Consider the following 18,156-nt stretch of genomic DNA (forward strand, 5'->3'; position numbering starts at 1 on the left):
GGACGCGGTCCCGGGGTGTGCGACCACGGTCCCTGTCCGGGCCGGAGTTCCCCGGTCGCGCCGGTGCCTCGCCTTCGAGGCCACGGCGAGGAACGCGCAGGGTCATCGGCGGCGGCGCGGGGCGGACAGAGCGGCGGTGAAGTCGTCCAGGGCGGCGAGGCTGTGTGCGCTGACGACGGCGTCGCAGTAGGGCAGGGCCGCGGCCATGCCGCCCACGAGGGGACGGTAGCGCGGGCTGGCCGTGCGCGGGTTGACCCAAACGACGCGGTAGGCGACCCGGGACAGCCGTGCCATGTGCGTGGCGAGGTCGGCGGGCGCACCGGTGTCCCAGCCGTCGGAGATGATGGCGATCACGGCGCCGTGCGCCATGCCGCGCCGGCCGAACCGCTCGTTGAACTCCGCCAGGCAGTCCGCGATCCGGGTGCCCCCGGACCAGTCCGGGGCCGCCCGTCCCGCCTGGGCCAGGGCGTCGTCCGGCCCGGACCTGCGCAGGACGGGGGTGAGGCGGGTGAGCCGGGTGGCGAAGGTGAAGACCTCGGCGCGGGAGGCACGGGAGGCGCAGTAGAGCAGTTGCAGCATCGCACGCGCGTAGGGCTCCATCGACCCTGAGATGTCGCAGAGCACGACGAGGTCGCGGGGGCGGGTGCGGGGGACGAAGCGGCGCAGCCGCAGCGGGTAGCCGCCGGTGCGCCTGCTGGCGGAGAGGGTGCGGCGCACGTCGATGCGCGCACCGCGCTGGGCTGTGCGGTGTCGCCGGGACGGCCGGGTCGGGGTGCGCAGGACGAGGGTGTGCATCGCCTGGGAGAGCCGGGTGAGTTCTTCCGGGGACAACTCCGCGAAGTCGCGGCCCGCGAGCCGGTCGAGCGGACTGGCCGCGAGGGGGACCGGCGCCTTCCCGGACTGTGGGCCGGCCTCCCGGTGTCTGTCCGCGGTGCCGGGCCGGGTGCCGGGGACTCGGCCGGGCACGGTGTTCAGCAGATCGCGGGTCGGATCGCCGGGCTGCCCGCGCTGTACCGGAGAGTCGGCCCGGGCGCCGAAGACCTGGCGGAAGACCGCGTCGAACGGCTCGATCTGCTCACGCTCGGACACCAGGGTGGCGAGCGCGCAGTGCCGCAGTTCCCGCGTCGTCGACGGCGCCAGCACGGTGACGGCCCGGGCGAAGCTCCGGGTGCGGTCGGGGCCCACCGCGATGCCCGCGTCCTGCAGGGCGGCGGTGAAGGAGGCGGCCAGTTCCGGCAGGTCAGGCATCGGTCCCCGGCTCCGCGTCGACCAGCTCCGCCAGCCCGTCCCGGCGTACGGCCTGAAGGTCCTCGGCGTACTTGAGCACCGCCCCCAGGGTGCGGTCGGCGGTGTCGGCGTCGAGCACGTCGAGCCCCAGGGCGTGCAGCGCGCCCGCCCAGTCGATCGCCTCGGCGATGCCGGGCGGCTTGGTGAGTCCCTGCCGGGCGCGCAGGCGCGTCACTCCGCGGGCCACGCGCGCGGCGAGCCATTCGGCCGTCTCCGGCACCCGCCTGCGGATGATCGCGGCGACCCGCGCGGTGTCCGGGTAGTCGATCCAGTGGTAGAGGCAGCGGCGTTTGAGCGCGTCGTGCAGATCGCGGGTGCGATTGGAGGTCAGGACGGCCACCGGCGGCACGGCCGCCGTGCGGGTGCCTAGTTCCGGGATGGTGACCGCGGCATCGGCCAGCAGTTCCAGCAGGAACGCCTCGAACTCGTCGTCGGCGCGGTCCACCTCGTCGATGAGCAGCACCGCCGGCCGCGGACCCGGGTGGCAGAGCGCGGCGAGCAGCGGTCGCGGCAGCAGATAGTCCTCGGTGAACAGGTCGGCGTCCCGCAGCGGCTCGCCGCGGGACTCGGCCAGCCGGATCGCCAGGAGCTGCCGCGGGTAGTTCCACTCGTAGAGCGCCTCGGCCGAGGACAGTCCCTCGTAGCACTGCAGCCGGATCAGGGGGGTGTCGAGCACGGCGGCGAGCGAGCGGGCCGCCTCGGTCTTGCCGACGCCGGGCTCGCCCTCCAGCAGGATCGGCTGCCGCATACGCACGGCCAGCAGCAGTGCCGTGGTCAGCGCGTCGTCGGCCAGGTAGCCCGTCGTCTCCAGACGCGACCGCAGGGCGGGGACATCGGGGACGAGGGCGTCGGGGTCAGGCATGCGCGTAGCGGGAGGGGTCGTCGGCGTAGGCGTGCTGGCATCCCGGCCCGCAGAAGTAGACCCTGCCGTCGGCGCGGTCCAGCGACAGGGTGCCGGGTGCGATCGCCACGGTCATCCCGCACACGGGATCCACGCTCTCGGCGACGGGGTGCGGTACGGCGGCCTCGGCTGCGGGGCGCCCTGCCGGGGTCGCCTGCTGCCGCAGGGCGATGATCTCGGCGAACACCGACAGGGCGATCTCCGCCGGGGTCCGTGCGCCGATGTCGAGCCCGGCCGGGGTGTGGATGCGCGCGCGTTGTTCGTCGGTGAGGTCCAGCCCGGCGAGTACCGCCGTGCCCCGCTTCGGACTGGCCACCAGCCCGATGTACGGGATCCCGGCGCGGGCGGCCTCGGTCAGCGCGTCCTCCTCGTCGCGGCCGTGCGTGGCGACGACGACGACGCCCAGATCGGGCGGCAGGGGCTGCCCGGGAGCGGCCGGCCGGGCGTCGACGCCGAGCGCACGGCCGACGTCGAGCAGTGCGCGCGCGATGGGGGCGTCTCCGTGGACGAACGCCAGCGCCGGGGGGAGGTTGGCCTCCAGGAAGATGTCGAGCGTCCCGCCCGACAGGCAGGGATTGGCCACCGTGAGGAGGCCCTCGGCGGGCTCCCCGGCGCCTTCGGCGCCGGCGTCCGCGGTGGGGGTGATCCGCAGCAGCAGCGACTCGCCCGTCTCCAGTACCCGCAGGCCCTGCAGTTGCACCGTCGTCTCGGCGCACGTGCCGCCCACGAAGCCCTCGACGGTGCCGTCGGGCAGCACCAGCGCGCTGTCCCCGGGCTTGGCGCTCGTGGGCCGTTCCGCATGGACGACGGTGGCCAGGACGAACGGCGTACGGCCGTGCCGGAGGACATCCGCGCGGGCCAGCAGTTCGGTGTCCGTCATCGTGCGACCTCAGGTGATCGCCAGGTCGGTGCGCAGCGGCCGGCCCTGGGCTGCCCGCCACACCGCGGCGGGAGTCAGCGGCATGTCGACGTGGTGGACGCCGAGCGGCTTCAGCGCGTCGACGACGGCGTTGACCACTGCGGCGGGCGAGCCCACCGTGGCGGATTCGCCGATGCCTTTGGCACCGATGGGGTGGTGCGGGGACGGGGTGACGGTTTCACCGAGCTCCCAGGACGGGCACTCGACCGAGGTCGGCAGGAGGTAGTCCATGAACGATCCGCCGAGGCAGTTGCCTTCCTCGTCGAAGGCGATCACCTGCATGAGCGCCATGCCGAGGCCGTCGGCGAGTCCGCCGTGCACCTGGCCCTCGACGATCGTGGGGTTGATCCGGTTGCCGCAGTCGTCCACGGCGACGAACCGGCGGACCTTCACCACCCCGGTGTCCGGGTCCACGTCGGCGACGCAGATGTACGCGCCGAAGGGGAAGGTGAGGTTCGGCGGGTTGTAGACGCACGTCGCGTCCAGCTGTCCCTCGACGCCCTCGGGCAGCTCCAGGTCGGAGTGGGCCGCGAGCGCGATCTCGGTCATGTTCCTTCCCTGGTCGGGGTCGCCCGCGACGTGCCAGCGGCCCTTCTCCCATTCGAGGTCGTCCGGGCTCACCTCGAGCATCGCGGAGGCGACGATCTTCGCGCGTTCCCGTACCTTGCGGGCGACCATCGCGGTCGCCGCGCCGGACACCGGCGTGGAGCGGGATCCGTAGGTGCCGAGCCCGAACGGGGTCTGGTCGGTGTCGCCGTGCACCACTTCCACGTCCTCGGCCGGGATGCCCAGTTCCTCGGAGACGATCTGTGCGAACGTCGTCTCGTGGCCCTGCCCCTGGGACTGCACGGAGATCCGCAGGACGGCCTTGCCCGTCGGGTGCACGCGGAGCTCCGCGCCGTCGGCCATGCCCAGTCCCAGGATGTCCATGTGCTTGCGGGGGCCCGCTCCGACGGCTTCGGTGAAGAAGCTGACGCCGATGCCCATCAGCTCGCCGCGCTCGCGCTTCTCGGCCTGCTCCCGGCGCAGGTCCTCGTAGTGCGCGATGTCCATGGCCTGCCGCAGGGCGCGTGGGTAGTCACCGGAGTCGTACTCCCACCCCGTCTGCGTGTGGTACGGGAACTGCTCGGGCCGCAGCAGGTTGCGCATGCGCAGCTCGGCCGGGTCCGTTCCGAGCCGGTCCGCGAGCAGGTCGACCATCCGCTCGACCAGGTACACGGCCTCGGTGACGCGGAACGAGCAGGCGTAGGCGACGCCTCCGGGGGCCTTGTTGGTGTAGACGCCGGTCACGGCGCAGTGCGCGGCGGACAGGTCGTAGGAGCCGGTGAAGACGCCGAAGAAGCCGGCCGGGAACTTGGTCGGTTGTGCGGTGGCGTTGAACGCGCCGTGGTCGGCGGTCACCTGGACGCGCAGGCCGAGGATCTTCCCGTCGTTGGTCGCCGCGATCCCGCCGTGCATGTGGTAGTCGCGGGCGAAGGAGGTGCTCATCAGGTTCTCCGAGCGGTCCTCCACCCACTTCACCGGCTTGCCCGTGACGATGGAGCCGACGACCGCGCACACGTACCCGGGGTAGATGCCGACCTTGTTGCCGAAGCCGCCCCCGATGTCCGGGGAGATGATCCGGATCTTGTGCTCCGGGATGCCGGCCACCATGGCGTAGATCGTGCGGTGGGCGTGCGGGGCCTGGGTGGTGGACCAGACCGTCAGTTTCCCGGTGATGGCGTCCATGTCCGCCACGGTGCCGCAGGTCTCCAGCGGCGCCGGGTGCACCCGCGGGTAGAGCATGTCCTGCTCCACCACGACGTCGGCGGCCTCGAAGACGGCGTCGGTCCGCTCCTCGTCGCCAGCGGACCAGTCGAAGATGTGGTTGTCGGTCTGGTGGTCCTTGTCGTCGCGGATCAGCGGCGCGTCCGGGTCGAGCGCCCTGCGGGCGTCCACGACCGCGGGGAGCGGTTCGTACTCCACGTCGATCAGTTCGAGGGCGTCCCGGGCGGCGTACCGGTCCTCGGCGACGACGAAGGCGACCTCCTGGCCCTGGAAGCGCACCTTGTCGGTGGCGAGCACCGCCTCCGTGTCGTACGACAGCGTGGGCATCCAGGCCAGCCCGAGACCGGCCAGGGTCTCCCCGGTGATCACGGCCTTGACCTTCGGGTGGGCCTCTGCGGCACTGGTGTCGATCGACACGATGCGGGCGTGCGCCAGCGGGCTGCGCAGGATCGCGCCGTGCAGCATCCCGGGCAGCCGGACGTCGTCGACATAGGTGCCGTGGCCGCGGACGAAACGGGCATCCTCCTTGCGGGCCATCCGTCCGAATCCGACCGGCCGTTCATGGGTGGTCGTCATGCCCGCACCTCCTCCTCGCGGGCGGGCGCCGGCTCGGTGGCCGTGTCCGTGGTGCGTGCCCCGCCGCCGTGCTCGGCGGCCCAGCGGATGGAGCGCACGATGTTCTCGTATCCGGTGCAGCGGCACATCTGTCCGGAGACGGCCTCGCGGATGTCCTCCTCGGAGGGATCCGCGTTGTGGTCGAGCAGCCAGCGGGCGGTCATCATCATCCCCGGTGTGCAGAAGCCGCACTGCAGACCGTGGCAGGCGACGAAGCCCTGCTGCACCGGGTCGAGTTCGGCACCGTGCGCCAGGCCCTCGACGGTGCTCACCTCGTGACCGTCGGCCATCACCGCCAGCACGGTGCAGGACTTCACCGGCGTCCCGTCCAGCCAGACCGTGCAGACCCCGCAGTTGGAGGTGTCACAGCCCCAGTGGGTGCCGGTGAGTCCGAGTTCGTCGCGCAGGAAGTGGACGAGCAGCAGTCTGGGTTCCACGTCCCTCGTGCACTGCTCGCCGTTCACGGTGACGGTGATCCGCATGTCACGCCTCCTGCCCCTGGGCGCGTGCGGCGGCGGTGCGCAGCGCCCGCGTCGTGAGCTCCCCGGCCAGATGCCGCTTGTAGTCGACCGGGCCGCGCTGGTCCGCGGTCGGCCTGCACTCCTGCGAGGCGATCCGGCCCGCCTCGGCGAAGACGTCTTCGTCCGGCCGCCTGCCGCGCAGGAAGTCCTCGGCGCCCTCGGCCACGAACCGCGGGGCACCGACCGCGGTCAGTCCGATCCCCGCCTCGGTGACGACACCGCCGGAGATCTCCAGCACCGCTCCCGCCGCGACGACGGCCCAGTCGCCGACCCGGCGCTCGACCTTGCGGTACGCGCTGGCGTGCGAGCGGATGGGCACGCGGATCTCGACCAGGAGTTCCGCGTCGTTCAGAGCGGTCTCGTAGGGCCCGAGGAAGAAGTCCCTGATGCCGATGGTGCGCCTGCCGCCGGGGCCCTGGGCGACCAAGGTCGCCCGCAGCGCCGAGAACGCCGCGGACAGGTCCTCCGAAGGATCGGCCTGGCACAGCGAGCCGCCCACGGTGCCCCGGTTGCGTACGAGCGGATCGGCGATGACCCGTTCCGCGTCCCGCAGGATGGGGAAGTGCTCGCCGACCACCGGCGAGGCGAGCAGCTCCGCATGGCGGACCATGGCGCCGACGGCCAGGTCGTGCCCGTCCACGCGGATCAGCGCCAGCTCGCCGAGGCCGTTGATGTCGATCAGGGCTTCGGGCTGAGCCAGACGCAGCTTCATCATGGGCAGCAGGCTGTGTCCACCCGCCACCACCCGTGCCTCGGGGCCGTACCGGGTGAGCAGCTCGATCGCCTGCTCAAGGCTTGCGGCCCTCTCGTACTGGAATGCAGCCGGAACCTGCATCGGGCCTCCTCGCACGCTGTTCCCCGTCGCTGTGCCGATGCTGCGCCTCACCGCACCGGAGAGGCAATGGGTCGATAAGCCTTCACTTATCCAGACATCAGGAGAAGAATCGGACTGTGACCGTGACGCAGCTCAGCTCCTTCGTGCTGGTCGCCCGGCTCGGTTCGGTGAGCGCCGCCGCGCGCACTCTGGACGTGAGCGAGTCCGCGGTGTCACAGGCCCTCGCCGCGCTGCGCAGCCACTTCGGCGATCCGCTCATCCGCCGCGCGCCCGGCGGTGGGATGCGTCTGACGCCTGCCGGGGCGCGGCTGCTGCCGGTCGCGTCGCGGATGGTCGCGCTGAGCGCGGACGCCGAGGTCGCCGTGCGGGCGGCACGGGGCGCGCCCGACGAGCTGCGGATCGTCGCCACGAGCACGCTGGCCGAGTTCGTCCTCCCGTCCCTCGTGGAGGCCTTCGCCTCTCGCTCGGGGCGCAGGACCGCGACCTCGTTCGGGGTGGTCTCCGGCAACGAGATGCGCGTGCTGGTGGAGAACCGGCTCGCCGACATCGCGCTCGGACCCCGCCCCGGTGCCGGCGACCGGGGCGAACCGGTCAGCGAGCCGCTGTTCCGCACCCGGCTGGTCGTGGTGATCGGCGCCGGGTCGCCGCGACCGCCCGGTCCGCCGCCGCAGTGGTCCTGGCTGGTCGACTCCTCGGGGACCGATCCGGACGCGGACTCCGGGCGGCTGCTGCGCCGGCTCGGAGTCGCCGAGGACCACGTGTGGGTGTTCCCCAACCAGGCCGCGACCTGGGCGGCCGCCGCCGAGGGCGCGGGGGTGGCGCCGGCGCCGGCCCATCTGGTGTCGCCCCGCGTACGGCGTGACGAGCTCCGCATACTGGAGACGCCGGCCACCCCGTCGGACGTCACGTGGTATGCCACCGTCCTGCAGGCCGAGCTCCGCTCCCCGGCCACCGACGCGTTCCTGCACTTCCTGCGCACGCCTGCGGCGACCCGCATCATGCGCGCACCCGGCGTGGGCGTCCCACCCTCCCGGTTCCGCCCCCCGGTGTACGTCACGCTCTGGGGGGCGTGAGGGCCGTTCCTCGCGAACGCGGAGAGAGCGGCCCCTCCCCACGGCGGCCCGGGCAGGCTCGTCGAGAGCGCGGGAGACAGGCCCGCCCCGAGGCCGGGCTCCGTGCGCCCGCCACCCGCCACCCGTCCCCCGGGCGGCGGGCCCCGGCCTCGCGCCCTGCGACCGGCCCCGACCGAGGCAGTGGCCACGGGGCGGCCCTCGACGGCCGCGCGCGGCCCTCGACGGCCCTGCTCACCCGGCCCTGCTCACCCGGCCGTGTCCGGGGCGCCGCCGGGCCCGGCGAGGCCCAGTTCACGGTCGCCGAGCGGGGCGAAGAAGCGGTCGACGTCGGCGCCGGTGACCTCGCCGAGGGTCTGCGGCGACCAGCGCGGACGGCGGTCCTTGTCGACGACCTGGGCACGGATGCCCTCCACCAGGTCGGGCGTGCCGAGCGCGGCGCAGGAGACGCGGTACTCCTGGTCGAGGACCTCCTCCAGCGACCCGAGGCGGCGGGCACGGCGCAGCGAGGCGAAGGTGACCTTCAGTGCGGTCGGTGATCGCGTGAGCAGGGTGGCCGCCGCCTCCTTGGCGGCGGGATCGCCGTGGTCGAGCAGCCGGTCCACGACGTCCTCGACCGTCCCGGCGGCGTAGCAGGTGTCGATCCACTCCCGCTGCGTCGCCGGCGCCGCCTCCGGCGCGGGCCGCACATGCCGGGCGAGGGCGTCCGGCAGTGGCAGGACGGCGAGGTCGTCGAGGAAGGCGCCGAGGGCGGCAGACGGCATGCAGTGGTCGGCCAGACCGCACATCAGGGCATCGCCGGCGCCGATCTCCGATCCGGTCAACGCCAGGTGCATGCCCACCTCGCCCGGCGCCCGGCCCAGCAGGTGGGTGCCGCCCACGTCGGGGACGAACCCGATGCCGGTCTCCGGCATCGCGATCCGGGAGCGCTCCGTGACGATCCGGACGCTGCCGTGCGCCGAGACACCGACGCCGCCGCCCATCACGATGCCGTCCATCAGGGCGACGTACGGCTTCGGGTAGCGGGCGAGACGGGCGTTGAGGCGGTACTCGTCCCGCCAGAACGCCGCGGAGGCGGTGCCGTCGCCGTCGCGGGCGTCGTCGTGGACGGCGCGGATGTCCCCGCCCGCGCACAGGCCGCGCTCCCCCGCGCCCGAGACGACGACGGCCTCCACGGCCGGGTCGTTCTCCCAGGCGGTCAGGGCCTCGTCGATGCGGCGCACCATCTCGTGGTTGAGGGCGTTGAGGGCCCTCGGCCGGTTGAGGGTGATGCGGGCGGTCCGGCCCGAGGTACCGAACAGGACGGGTTCGCCGGTGGCGGTCATCGGGATTCCTCCGTGGACACCCCGGCCTTCCGGCCGGGGAGGAAACGAACCCCTGCGGAGCAGGGCAGGGCACACCGGGTCGCCGTCGAGGCGATGACCTGCATGATCTCGTCGCTTCCTTCACTGATGGGCACATACGTCACGACCGGTCCCGCAGTCCGCTCCACGGGGCCGGCGCACTCGTCCCGCCAGGGTGACCGCGCCGCACGGGAACCGCCGATCCGGGACGGCGGGTCCGCCGCACAGCCGTGGCGGGTGGTCCGCCGTCGCGGCGGGGGCCGGTGCCATGCGTGCGGGCTCCATCCTGATGGACCGCTCGGACCGCCCCGCGGCCGGGGTCCCGGCTCCCGGTCGCCTGTGGAGCGCGCGTTGCACGGGCCTTCCTGCGCCTTCGGGGTTTCGTGGACGCCGATCCGGTGCGCCTCGTCGTCGTGGTCGACCCGGCGATAGCCTGGTACACCATGACGCGCGCCTGGATCTCGCCCTTGTTGTTCGTGCTCGGCGGCGCGACCGCTGCGGCCGGGTTGTTCTCCACGGGGAGCCCCGGTGCGGCCGGAGCGGTCCTGTTGGTGTTCCTGCTGCTCGCGGGCGTGAATTCACCGCTGATGTTCCCGAGGTCGATCGGTGCGCTGGAGGCGCGGAGCCGCAGCGCGGTCGACGGCCGCCCGATCGTCTTCTGGCGGCCGGGCTGCGCCTACTGCCTGCGTCTGCGCATCAGGTTGGGTCGCAGCGCCCGGCGGGTGCACTGGGTCGACATCTGGCGCGACCCGGCTGCTGCGGCGGCGGTGAGGGCGGTGAACGACGGCAACGAGACCGTCCCGACGGTCGTCGTGGCGGGCCGGTCGCACACCAACCCCGATCCTGAATGGGTGCGCGAGCAACTCGCTTCGTCCGCCTGATCAGGTGCGGCGCTCCGCCGGGGAGGGCGCGCAGGTGACGGCGAGGCCGGCCCGCACCTCCGCGGGCCGCCGGGCCGTCTCCGGCACAGCCACCTTCGAGAGCGCGGGATCACGGCGGTGTTCATCGCGCGTGGCCATGCTCTCACCAGCCCTGATCCGCCCCGGCCTTCGTCGTTCGGTCGCGGCGCCGGAGCCGTCGCACCGAACGTGGGCGGGCGCTGACAGATCGTCACGACACCTCGCGAACCGCTGATCGGCGTCCTCGCCATCGACCGGGGCACCTCCCTGCCCGTGCCGCTCACCGGGCGCGGGGGCCCGGTGGTTCGACCGCACAGCCGACACCACCGGGGGGAGTGAAGGGGCGGCCCCGCGCGGCCCGCCCCTTCGCACGGGCGCACGTCGCCGACACAGCAGGCACCTCTCTCGGTACTGTGCGTGGTGAGCCGGTCCGCTCGGCGCCGTCCGGACGCGCGCACCCTGCGGAGCTTGGGTACGTTTCCGGTATGGGCAGCGACGTCGACGCCTTCCTGCTCCGGCTGGCTCGGGACCTCAGACCGCGAGAGGACCAGGCGGCCGAGATGCTGCTGATGCGCCTGCGCAGCGACCTGCCCGAGCTGTGGAAGTACGACGGCCTCGCCGCCATGGCGGCGAACGAGACGGCCGTGCACGTCACCACCTTCCTGGATGTGCTCGAGAACCGCGCCGACGTGGCCGGGGTCCAGGCGCCGCCCGAGGCACTGGAGGTCGCCCGCCGCTTCGCCCAGGGCGGGGTGCCGCTCAGCGCGCTGCTGCGGGCCTACCGCCTCGGCCACATGTGCCTGCTCCAGTTCATCCTGGGCGAGGCCACCCGGCTGACCGACGACCTGGAGCTGTTCAACGCCGCGGCGACACGGCTGATCGCGGCGGCGTTCGAGTACGTCGACCGCGGCTCGGAGCAGGTCGTCGCCACGTACCAGGTGGAACGCGACCGCCGGGTGCAGCGCCGGCTCGTGGTGACCAGCGAGGCGAGTCGCCGGATCGGGACCACGCTCGACATGACGCGCACCGCGCAGGAGCTGGCGGACGTCGGCACCGACGACTTCGCCGACCTGGTCACCGTCGACCTCCTCGACTCCCTGGTGCATCCGGACGCGCGCGTCCCGGTTCCGGAGACGGACGTCCCCCTGCTGCGCCGTGTCGCCGAGTTGTCCGCCCGGGACAGCGGGGCCGCCCGCACCGTCGGCCGCGGCCGGACGCACTCCTACCCGACGGGCTCGGAGCCGGCCCGTGCCCTGGCCACCGGGCACGCCCGCGTGTACCGCAGCAGGACCTCCGCCCCGCCCGCAGGCTGGATGCCCGCGCCGGACGGCGCGAACGCCGCGGACAACCCCGATTTCCGGTCGGTCCTGCTGCTGCCGCTGCGGGCCCGGGGCGACATCCTGGGCCTCGCCCAGTTCTTCCGCCACCGCACCGCCGCCCCCTTCGACGAGGACGACCTCCTGCTGGCCCAGGAGATCGCCGGCAGAGCGGCCGTGCACATCGACAACGCCCGCCGGTACACCCGTGAGCGCTCCACCGCCCTCACCCTCCAGCGCAGCCTGCTGCCGCAGCGTCCGGCGGAGCAGTCCGCCGTCGTGGCGGCCTCCCGCTATCTGCCCAGTGGTTCCCGGGCGGGCGTGGGCGGCGACTGGTACGACGTCGTTCCGCTGTCGGGCGGCCGTGTCGCGCTCGTCGTGGGCGATGTCGTCGGCCGCGGCCTGCACGCCTCCGCCACGATGGGCCGGCTGCGCACGGCCGTGCGTGCCTTCGCCGACATCGACCTGATGCCCGACGAGTTGCTCACGCATCTGAACGATGTCGTCATCCGCCTGCAGCGCGAGGACACGCAGGGTGACGGCGAACTCGGCGCCACCTGCCTGTACACGGTCTACGACCCGGTGTCCCGGATGTGCTCACTGGCGAGCGCGGGCCATGTGCTGCCGGCCGTGGCGAGCCCCCGTCCGGCACCGGGCGACGGAGCGGTCCCGCGGACGGTCGACTTCCCGGAGCTCCCGATCGGACCGCCCCTGGGGCTCGGCGGATTCCCCTTCGAGACAGCCCAGTTCGAGTTGGCCGAGGGCAGTCTGCTCACCCTGTACACCGACGGTCTCATCCAGGGTCGTACGCGCGACGTGGACACCGCGCGGGCGGTGCTGCGGGACATCCTCACCAGGGCGCCCGACGCGCCGGACGAGATCTGCGACCGGCTGCTGGCCGCCCTGCTGCCCAGACGGCCCTCCGACGACGTGGCGCTCCTGGTGGCACGGACCCGGGCGCTGGATCCGGGCCATGTCGCCACACTGGACCTGCCGTCGGACCCGGCGGCGGTCGCCGGGGCGCGCGACTACGCGCACGAGACGCTGACGGCCTGGGAGCTGGAGGAGCTGGCCTTCGGCACCGAGCTGATCGTCAGCGAGCTGGTCACGAACGCGATCCGCTACGGCAGGAGCCCCATCCAGCTGCGGTTGATCCTCCAGTCGGCCCTGACCTGCGAGGTCTTCGACGCCGCCGGCACCGCACCGCACCTGCGCCGCGCCCGCTCCCTCGACGAGGGCGGGCGGGGTCTGCTGCTGGTGGCCCAGCTCTCCGACCGCTGGGGTACCCGGTACAGCCGCGAAGGCAAGGTCATCTGGGCCGAGCAGTCCCTCTCCTCCGACGGAGACCACCTGAGCCGGTCGTGACCGCGGCCGTCGCCCTGGCCGCCGGCCGGAGACACGACACCGACGGTGTGGTCGACGCGCGCGGCCGAGGGGGATCCGAGGTGGGCCGGGCCGCCCGCGGCCGGGCGAGGTGTCGCGGACCGTCCGCCGGAGCGGACGGGGACTGGCTGCGGTCGCGCCGGTGGGCGGGGGTGGGCCCGGTCTGTCGCGTGCGGCGCGGCAGACCGGGCGGATCAGGGGGTGCGGCGGCCTCAGGCCGGGTCGCCCGCGGGGACCGGAGCGGTGGTGGCCGTCTCCTGGTCGCGGGAGCGGGAGAGGTCGCGGCCCCGGGTCTCCCGGGTGACCGCCACGGTGACGGTGGTGACCACGGCGGCGGCGCAGAGGTAGAGGCTGACGGGGGTGGAGGAGCCGTAGTCCTTGAGGAGTTCGACGGCGATGATCGGTGCGAGGGCCCCGGCGAGGATCGAGGCGAGCTGGGCGCCCAGGGAGGCGCCGGAGTAGCGGACCTCGGTGTCGAACATCTCGGAGATGAACGCGGCCTGCGGCCCGTACATCGCGCCGTGCAGCAGCAGACCGGTGGTGACGGCCAGGGTGATCACGGGGAACGAGGTCGAGTCGACCAGGCCGAAGAAGGCGAACGCCCAGACGGCCATGCCCGCGGAGCCGATCAGGGTGACCGGCCGCCGCCCGATGCGGTCGGACAGCGCGCCCCACGCGGGGATCGTGACGAAGTGGACGGCGGAGGCGATCAGGACCGCGTTCAGTGCGGTGCTCCGGGGCAGGTCCAGGTGCACGGTGACATACACCAGGAGGAAGGAGGTCAGGATGTAGTACGAGATGTTCTCGCCGAAGCGGGTGCCGATGGCGGACAGGACCTCGCGCCAGTTGCGCCGGAACACCTCGACGACCGGCGCCTTCTCCCGCGTGCCGTGCGCCGCTGCGGCCTCGGCCCGGGCCTGCGCGGCGAGGAACACCGGGGACTCGGACACCGAGACGCGGATCCACAGGCCGATCACCACGAGCACACCGGACAGCAGGAACGGGACGCGCCAGCCCCAGGCCTGGAACGCCTCGTCCGACTGGAACGCGGCCAGCAGCGCCAGCACACCGGTGGCGAGCAGATTCCCGCCCGGTGCGCCCGCCTGCGGCCAGGACGCCCAGAAGCCGCGGTGCCGGTCGCCGCCGTGCTCGGAGACGATCAGGACGGCCCCGCCCCACTCGCCGCCCAGGGCGAAGCCCTGGATCAGGCGCAGCACGGTCAGCAGGACCGGCGCGCCGACGCCGATGCTGTCGTAGGTGGGCAGCAGGCCCATGGCGAAGGTCGCCCCGCCCATCATCAGCAGGCTGACCACCAGCAGCTTCTTGCGGCCGATCTTGTCGCCGAAGTGCCCGAAGACGATCCCGCCCAGCGGCCGTGCGGCGAAGCCGATGGCGTAGGTGACGAAGGCGATCAGGGTGCCCACGAGCGGGTCCGCGCTGGGGAAGAACAGCGTGTTGAAGACGAGGGCCGCGGCCGAGCCGTACAGGAAGAAGTCGTACCACTCGATGGTGGTGCCGATCAGGCTCGCGGCGACGATGCGGCGGATGCCGTGTCGCGGGGTGGTGTCAGACATGGGTTCACCGGTTTCACGAACGGGACGGGGACGAAGACGGTGCGGGGACGAAGGGGGCGGCGGAGAGTGGTGCGCGGGAGCGGAACGGACGGCGCCGGGGCGGGGCGGCGTGGCTGCGGGGTCAGCCCGCGGTCCAACCGCCGTCGAGCGGGAGGGAGGCGCCGGTGAGGTAGGCGGTGTGGGGGCCGCACAGCCACAGGACGGCGGCGGCGACCTCCTCGGACTCCAGCAGGCGCTTGACGGGCGTGCGGGCGAGCAGGACGTCGGAGAGGACGTCGCCGCCGCTGATGCCGTGCGCGGCGGCCTGGTCCCGCACCTGGCCCTCGACGAGCGGGGTCCGGACGTACCCGGGGTTGACGCAGTTGCCGGTGACCCCGTGGGGAGCGCCCTCGATCGCGGCGACCTTGCGCAACCCCTCCAGGGCGTGCTTGGCGGCGACGTAGGCGGACTTGTAGGCGCTGGCGCGCAGTCCGTGGACGCTGGAGACGTTGACGATCCGGCCCCAGCCCCGGCCGTACAGGTGCGGCAGGATCCGGCGCATCAGCAGGAACGGAGCCGTGGCCATCACCTTCTGGATCAGCTCGAACCGCTCCGCCGGGAACTCGATAAGGGGGGCGACGTGCTGCAGGCCGGCGTTGTTGACCAGGATGTCGGCCTTCTGGGGAAGGAGGTCGACGGCGTCCCGGTCGGCGAGGTCGGCGACGTGCGCCTCACCTCCGCAGACCTCCGCGACGGCCTTGGCGGCTTCGCCGTCCCGGTCGACCACGTGCACGACGGCCCCCGCCCGGGCCAGAGCGTGCGCGCAGGCCCGGCCGATGCCGCTGCCGCCGCCCGTCACCAGCGCCGTGCGCCCTGTCAGGTCGACCGCGGCCGTCGGCGGCGGCAGCGCGGCCGGGGTGGGAAACGTGTTCGTCATGGCCGGAAACAGTAGGCAGGACCTGTGACGCGTCCCATGTAACCGTCCACCACAAATTGCACCCGATGAGTAGTGCTCGACTCCATAGGGCCGACACGGTGCGGCCCGGCGGAACCACGAGACCGGGTCCGCCCCCTGCTGTCCCCGCCCCCGGTGGCCCGTCCGGTACGACGATGCCCCGGCACCCGGCGACGGTCCGGCGCCGCCGAGGGTCCCGCCCCCGCCGTACCCCTCCACCCCGCGCTCCTCCCCGGCGGTCCCTCCCTCTCTCCCGGGTGCCTGCTCTCGCCCCACCCCGCGCCCCTGGCCGAACCACGGCGGCGCCGGCCCCCGACCGGACCGAGAGAGCACCCGCCGGAGCGTGCCGGGGCGGCCATACTGCGGCGATCACGCACGCGGCCATGGAGAGCCCCGTGCTCGGCGCCATGCAGGTCTCCGCGGCGGGCGACCTCGCCAACTGGATGATCCCCGGCAAGACGGTCAAGGGCATGGGCGGCGCGATGGACCTGGTGCACGGTGCGGCCCGCGTCGTCGTCCTCATGGAGCACACCGCCCGGGACGGCAGCCCCGAGCTCGTCGCCACCTGCAGCCTGCCGCTCACCGGCCGCGCCGTCGTCCACCGCGTCATCACCGATCTCGCGGTCCCCGACATCACCGCGGACGGCTTCCGGCTGGCCGAACTCGCACCCGGTGCGACCGTGGAGGAGGTGCGGGCGGCCACGGCCGCGGAGCTGATCGTGCCGGCCGCAGTCGGTGCCGTGGCGGCGGATTCCTGAGGCTCCGTCAGCGCCCGCGGACGGCCCCCGGGGCACGCACCGGTGCCGCGGGGCCCGCACGGACTCGGCCGACGGCCACGCGCGGACAGCGCCCGGGCGGCCGGGTCAGCGGAACGAGGGGCGCTGACCGTCGCGGTCCTCACCCGTCCCGCCCCGCGCGCAGTCGGCGCAGAGGTGCCCGCCCGGTGTGACGGGCGGGGCGAGGCGGTCGAGCAGCCCCCGGGCGGCCCGCCCGCAGCGCCCGAGGAGCGGGCACTCGGGCATCGCGGCGTCGGCCGGGGCACCGGGGACGGAGCACCGCGCCATGGCCGCCTCCTCCAGGCGCCCCAGCAGGAAGGGGACCGCTCCGCGTTCCAGCATGGCCAGTTCCCAGGCTTCCCGGGCCCTCGTCGCGGCCGGGCCGAAGTCGGCCGGCTCCTCGCCGTCGGCGGCGGTCCCCGTCGCCCACGTCCAGAGCACGTCGCCGGCTCCCGCTCCCACGGCCAGGGCCCCCGCCATCAGACCCGCCGTCATCAGGCCGCCGCCGACGTAGGGACGGTCTCCCAGTGCGCTCACCCCGTACCCGGTCAGCAGCAGAAGGGCCGCGATCCCGCCGGACAGACCGGGCACCAGGACGGCCGGCGGCGGCATCATCCCGCCCGTTGCCGACGACCGGGCCGTGTCACCGGTCGCCTCGACCGCGCCCCCGGATCCGTCCGCGCCGGTACGGGTCCGGACGTAGGCGTCGTACTCGACGGCCGCCGCGGAGGTGATGGCCGACCGCGCCCGGCGGGCCCGTCTGCGCAGCTGCTCCCGGCCCACGGAACCCCTTGCGCGGGCCAGGGCGTCCTGCACCTGCTGGGTGTCCAGGGCCTGGTCGAGGACCCGCTCGAAGACAACACCGATCTCCCGTACCGACGGCCCGGCCTCCGTCATTCGTCCCCCGAAGAGTGCTGCGCGACGTCCCCGTACCTGCGAAACGGCCGCGCCGAACTGCGTGTGCGGACTGGCGAGTCTAACGTTTCCCGGATTGCGCCACCTCGAAAGACGCGCTCCGGTGCGGCGCCTCCTCGCCCTGTACGGCGTTCGGGCGGCGACGGCCTGCGACAATGAGATCTTTCACGTCATGCGGATCAGGAGAGCGTCACCGTGGAGCCCGAGAACCCCGCCGCCGGCCGCGCTCAGCTGCGGGCCGACTGCTCCGCCTGCTTCGGGCTGTGCTGTGTCGCCCTGCCCTTCGCGCGCTCCGCGGACTTCGCGGTCGACAAGCCCGCCGGGAAACCGTGCACGAACCTGGGGGCGGACTTCCGCTGCGGGATCCACGCCCGGCTGCGGGAGGAGGGCTACTCGGGCTGCACGGTCTTCGACTGCTTCGGCGCGGGCCAGAAGGTCTCGCAGGTGACCTTCGGCGGGACGGACTGGCGCGCCGCACCGGAGCGGGCGGGCGCCGTGTTCGCCTCGTTCGCCGTGATGCGGCAACTGCACGAACTGCTCTGGTACGTCGACGAGGCCCTCGGCCTGCGCGCGGCACGGCCGGTCCAGCGGGAGCTGCGGGAGGCCCGCGACCGGATCGACGCACTGAGCCGACAGGACGCCGACGGGCTCACGGCTGTGGACGTGAACGCGCTGCGCGGCGAGGTCAACGCGCTCCTGCTGCGCACGAGCGAGCTGTACCGGGCGGACGTGCCCGGCCGGAGGCGCAACCATCGCGGGGCCGACCTGATGGGAGCCCGCCTCCGCGGGGCGGACCTCGCCGGGGCGAGCCTGCGCGGGGCGCTGCTCGTCGCCGCCGACCTGGCCGGCGCCGACCTGCGGCGTGCCGACCTCATCGGTGCGGACCTGCGTGACGCCGACCTCCGCGGCGCCGATCTGACGGGCTGCATCTTCCTCACCCAGGCCCAGTTGGACGCGGCCCGGGGCGACACCGCGACCCGGTTGCCGAAGGGGCTGAAGCAACCCTCGCACTGGTGAGCCGTACCGCGCGCCGCCCGTTCGCCCCACCGGAGATGCGGGTGTCCCACCGGCACCGTTAACTGAAGCGCACCGGCACCCGGC

General features: G+C 73.6%; 15 protein-coding genes and 1 pseudogene. 5 read left to right on the forward strand and 11 right to left on the reverse strand.

The genetic code is table 11. The annotated features are described in order from the left end of the window. Positions 1 to 102: 102 nt before the first annotated feature. Genes JS756_RS02205 through JS756_RS02230 form a run of 6 tightly spaced genes read right to left on the reverse strand, consistent with a single transcriptional unit; the run spans position 103 to position 6,845 of the window. A complete protein-coding gene (locus JS756_RS02205; protein WP_205381157.1) occupies positions 103 to 1,248 on the reverse strand; it encodes a vWA domain-containing protein in 1,146 nt (381 codons plus the stop codon). Continuing rightward, a complete protein-coding gene (locus tag JS756_RS02210; RefSeq protein ID WP_205381158.1) occupies positions 1,241 to 2,149 on the reverse strand; it encodes an AAA family ATPase in 909 nt (302 codons plus the stop codon). The genes JS756_RS02205 and JS756_RS02210 overlap by 8 nt, the downstream gene beginning before the upstream one ends. Next, positions 2,142 to 3,068: an XdhC family protein gene (locus JS756_RS02215; protein WP_205381159.1), complete on the reverse strand. Its 927-nt coding sequence runs from the start codon at positions 3,066 to 3,068 to the stop codon at positions 2,142 to 2,144. Before JS756_RS02215 ends, JS756_RS02210 begins: the two co-directional genes overlap by 8 nt. Positions 3,069 to 3,077: 9 nt before the next feature. After that, positions 3,078 to 5,450, reverse strand: coding sequence for an aerobic carbon-monoxide dehydrogenase large subunit (locus JS756_RS02220; RefSeq protein ID WP_205381160.1), 2,373 nt, complete (start codon positions 5,448 to 5,450; stop codon positions 3,078 to 3,080). Next, positions 5,447 to 5,971, reverse strand: coding sequence for a (2Fe-2S)-binding protein (locus tag JS756_RS02225; RefSeq protein WP_205381161.1), 525 nt, complete (start codon positions 5,969 to 5,971; stop codon positions 5,447 to 5,449). Before JS756_RS02225 ends, JS756_RS02220 begins: the two co-directional genes overlap by 4 nt. A 1-nt stretch (position 5,972) precedes the next feature. Next, positions 5,973 to 6,845, reverse strand: coding sequence for an FAD binding domain-containing protein (locus JS756_RS02230; RefSeq protein WP_205381162.1), 873 nt, complete (start codon positions 6,843 to 6,845; stop codon positions 5,973 to 5,975). 116 nt (positions 6,846 to 6,961) lie between these two features. On the opposite strand from JS756_RS02230, the gene JS756_RS02235 reads away from it, so the two are divergent. Beyond that, complete coding sequence (locus JS756_RS02235; RefSeq protein WP_205381163.1) at positions 6,962 to 7,918, forward strand: LysR family transcriptional regulator; 957 nt, start codon at positions 6,962 to 6,964, stop codon at positions 7,916 to 7,918. Positions 7,919 to 8,163: 245 nt separating this feature from the next. On the opposite strand, the gene JS756_RS02240 is transcribed toward JS756_RS02235, so the two are convergent. After that, positions 8,164 to 9,240: an enoyl-CoA hydratase/isomerase family protein gene (locus JS756_RS02240; RefSeq protein ID WP_205381164.1), complete on the reverse strand. Its 1,077-nt coding sequence runs from the start codon at positions 9,238 to 9,240 to the stop codon at positions 8,164 to 8,166. 461 nt (positions 9,241 to 9,701) lie between these two features. Between JS756_RS02240 and JS756_RS02245 the strand changes: the two genes are divergently transcribed. After that, positions 9,702 to 10,139 carry a glutaredoxin domain-containing protein gene (locus tag JS756_RS02245; protein ID WP_205381296.1) on the forward strand — a complete coding sequence of 146 codons (438 nt, stop codon included), beginning with the start codon at positions 9,702 to 9,704 and terminating at the stop codon, positions 10,137 to 10,139. Here the strand turns inward: JS756_RS02245 and JS756_RS02250 are convergent, their stop codons facing one another. Next, positions 10,140 to 10,277: a hypothetical protein gene (locus tag JS756_RS02250; RefSeq protein ID WP_205381165.1), complete on the reverse strand. Its 138-nt coding sequence runs from the start codon at positions 10,275 to 10,277 to the stop codon at positions 10,140 to 10,142. A 365-nt stretch (positions 10,278 to 10,642) separates the two neighbouring features. On the opposite strand from JS756_RS02250, the gene JS756_RS02255 reads away from it, so the two are divergent. After that, on the forward strand, positions 10,643 to 12,838 hold the full coding sequence (locus tag JS756_RS02255) for an ATP-binding SpoIIE family protein phosphatase (RefSeq protein ID WP_205381166.1): 2,196 nt from the start codon (positions 10,643 to 10,645) through the stop codon (positions 12,836 to 12,838). Positions 12,839 to 13,068: 230 nt separating this feature from the next. On the opposite strand, the gene JS756_RS02260 is transcribed toward JS756_RS02255, so the two are convergent. Both JS756_RS02260 and JS756_RS02265 read right to left on the reverse strand, forming a co-directional pair. Further along, positions 13,069 to 14,430, reverse strand: coding sequence for an MFS transporter (locus JS756_RS02260; protein WP_205381167.1), 1,362 nt, complete (start codon positions 14,428 to 14,430; stop codon positions 13,069 to 13,071). A gap of 121 nt (positions 14,431 to 14,551) precedes the next feature. Next, positions 14,552 to 15,346 (reverse strand): 3-hydroxybutyrate dehydrogenase, encoded by a 795-nt coding sequence (locus JS756_RS02265; protein ID WP_205381168.1) that lies wholly within the window; start codon positions 15,344 to 15,346, stop codon positions 14,552 to 14,554. Positions 15,347 to 15,702: 356 nt separating this feature from the next. On the opposite strand from JS756_RS02265, the pseudogene JS756_RS36480 reads away from it, so the two are divergent. Next, a pseudogene (locus JS756_RS36480) lies at positions 15,703 to 16,122 on the forward strand (CoA-transferase); the annotation flags it as partial. Positions 16,123 to 16,227: 105 nt separating this feature from the next. Here the strand turns inward: JS756_RS36480 and JS756_RS02275 are convergent. Then, a complete protein-coding gene (locus JS756_RS02275) occupies positions 16,228 to 17,037 on the reverse strand; it encodes a hypothetical protein (RefSeq protein ID WP_205381170.1) in 810 nt (269 codons plus the stop codon). Positions 17,038 to 17,250: 213 nt separating this feature from the next. Here JS756_RS02275 and JS756_RS02280 point away from each other — a divergent pair, with 213 nt between their 5' ends. Continuing rightward, on the forward strand, positions 17,251 to 18,072 hold the full coding sequence (locus tag JS756_RS02280; protein WP_205381171.1) for a pentapeptide repeat-containing protein: 822 nt from the start codon (positions 17,251 to 17,253) through the stop codon (positions 18,070 to 18,072). Positions 18,073 to 18,156: the final 84 nt, after the last annotated feature.

The organism is Streptomyces actuosus (genome assembly GCF_016921115.1).
In the GTDB taxonomy this organism is placed as follows: domain Bacteria; phylum Actinomycetota; class Actinomycetes; order Streptomycetales; family Streptomycetaceae; genus Streptomyces; species Streptomyces actuosus_A.

Bases quoted from the DNA above. Each gene is read 5' to 3' on its own strand.
- JS756_RS02205 (WP_205381157.1), bottom strand. From the start codon at position 1,248: ATGCCTGACCTGCCGGAACTGGCCGCCTCCTTCACCGCCGCCCTGCAG.
- JS756_RS02210 (WP_205381158.1), bottom strand. From the start codon at position 2,149: ATGCCTGACCCCGACGCCCTCGTCCCCGATGTCCCCGCCCTGCGGTCG.
- JS756_RS02215 (WP_205381159.1), bottom strand. From the start codon at position 3,068: ATGACGGACACCGAACTGCTGGCCCGCGCGGATGTCCTCCGGCACGGC.
- JS756_RS02220 (WP_205381160.1), bottom strand. From the start codon at position 5,450: ATGACGACCACCCATGAACGGCCGGTCGGATTCGGACGGATGGCCCGC.
- JS756_RS02225 (WP_205381161.1), bottom strand. From the start codon at position 5,971: ATGCGGATCACCGTCACCGTGAACGGCGAGCAGTGCACGAGGGACGTG.
- JS756_RS02230 (WP_205381162.1), bottom strand. From the start codon at position 6,845: ATGCAGGTTCCGGCTGCATTCCAGTACGAGAGGGCCGCAAGCCTTGAG.
- JS756_RS02240 (WP_205381164.1), bottom strand. From the start codon at position 9,240: ATGACCGCCACCGGCGAACCCGTCCTGTTCGGTACCTCGGGCCGGACC.
- JS756_RS02245 (WP_205381296.1), top strand. From the start codon at position 9,702: ATGACGCGCGCCTGGATCTCGCCCTTGTTGTTCGTGCTCGGCGGCGCG.
- JS756_RS02250 (WP_205381165.1), bottom strand. From the start codon at position 10,277: ATGGCCACGCGCGATGAACACCGCCGTGATCCCGCGCTCTCGAAGGTG.
- JS756_RS02255 (WP_205381166.1), top strand. From the start codon at position 10,643: ATGGGCAGCGACGTCGACGCCTTCCTGCTCCGGCTGGCTCGGGACCTC.
- JS756_RS02260 (WP_205381167.1), bottom strand. From the start codon at position 14,430: ATGTCTGACACCACCCCGCGACACGGCATCCGCCGCATCGTCGCCGCG.
- JS756_RS02265 (WP_205381168.1), bottom strand. From the start codon at position 15,346: ATGACGAACACGTTTCCCACCCCGGCCGCGCTGCCGCCGCCGACGGCC.
- JS756_RS02275 (WP_205381170.1), bottom strand. From the start codon at position 17,037: ATGACGGAGGCCGGGCCGTCGGTACGGGAGATCGGTGTTGTCTTCGAG.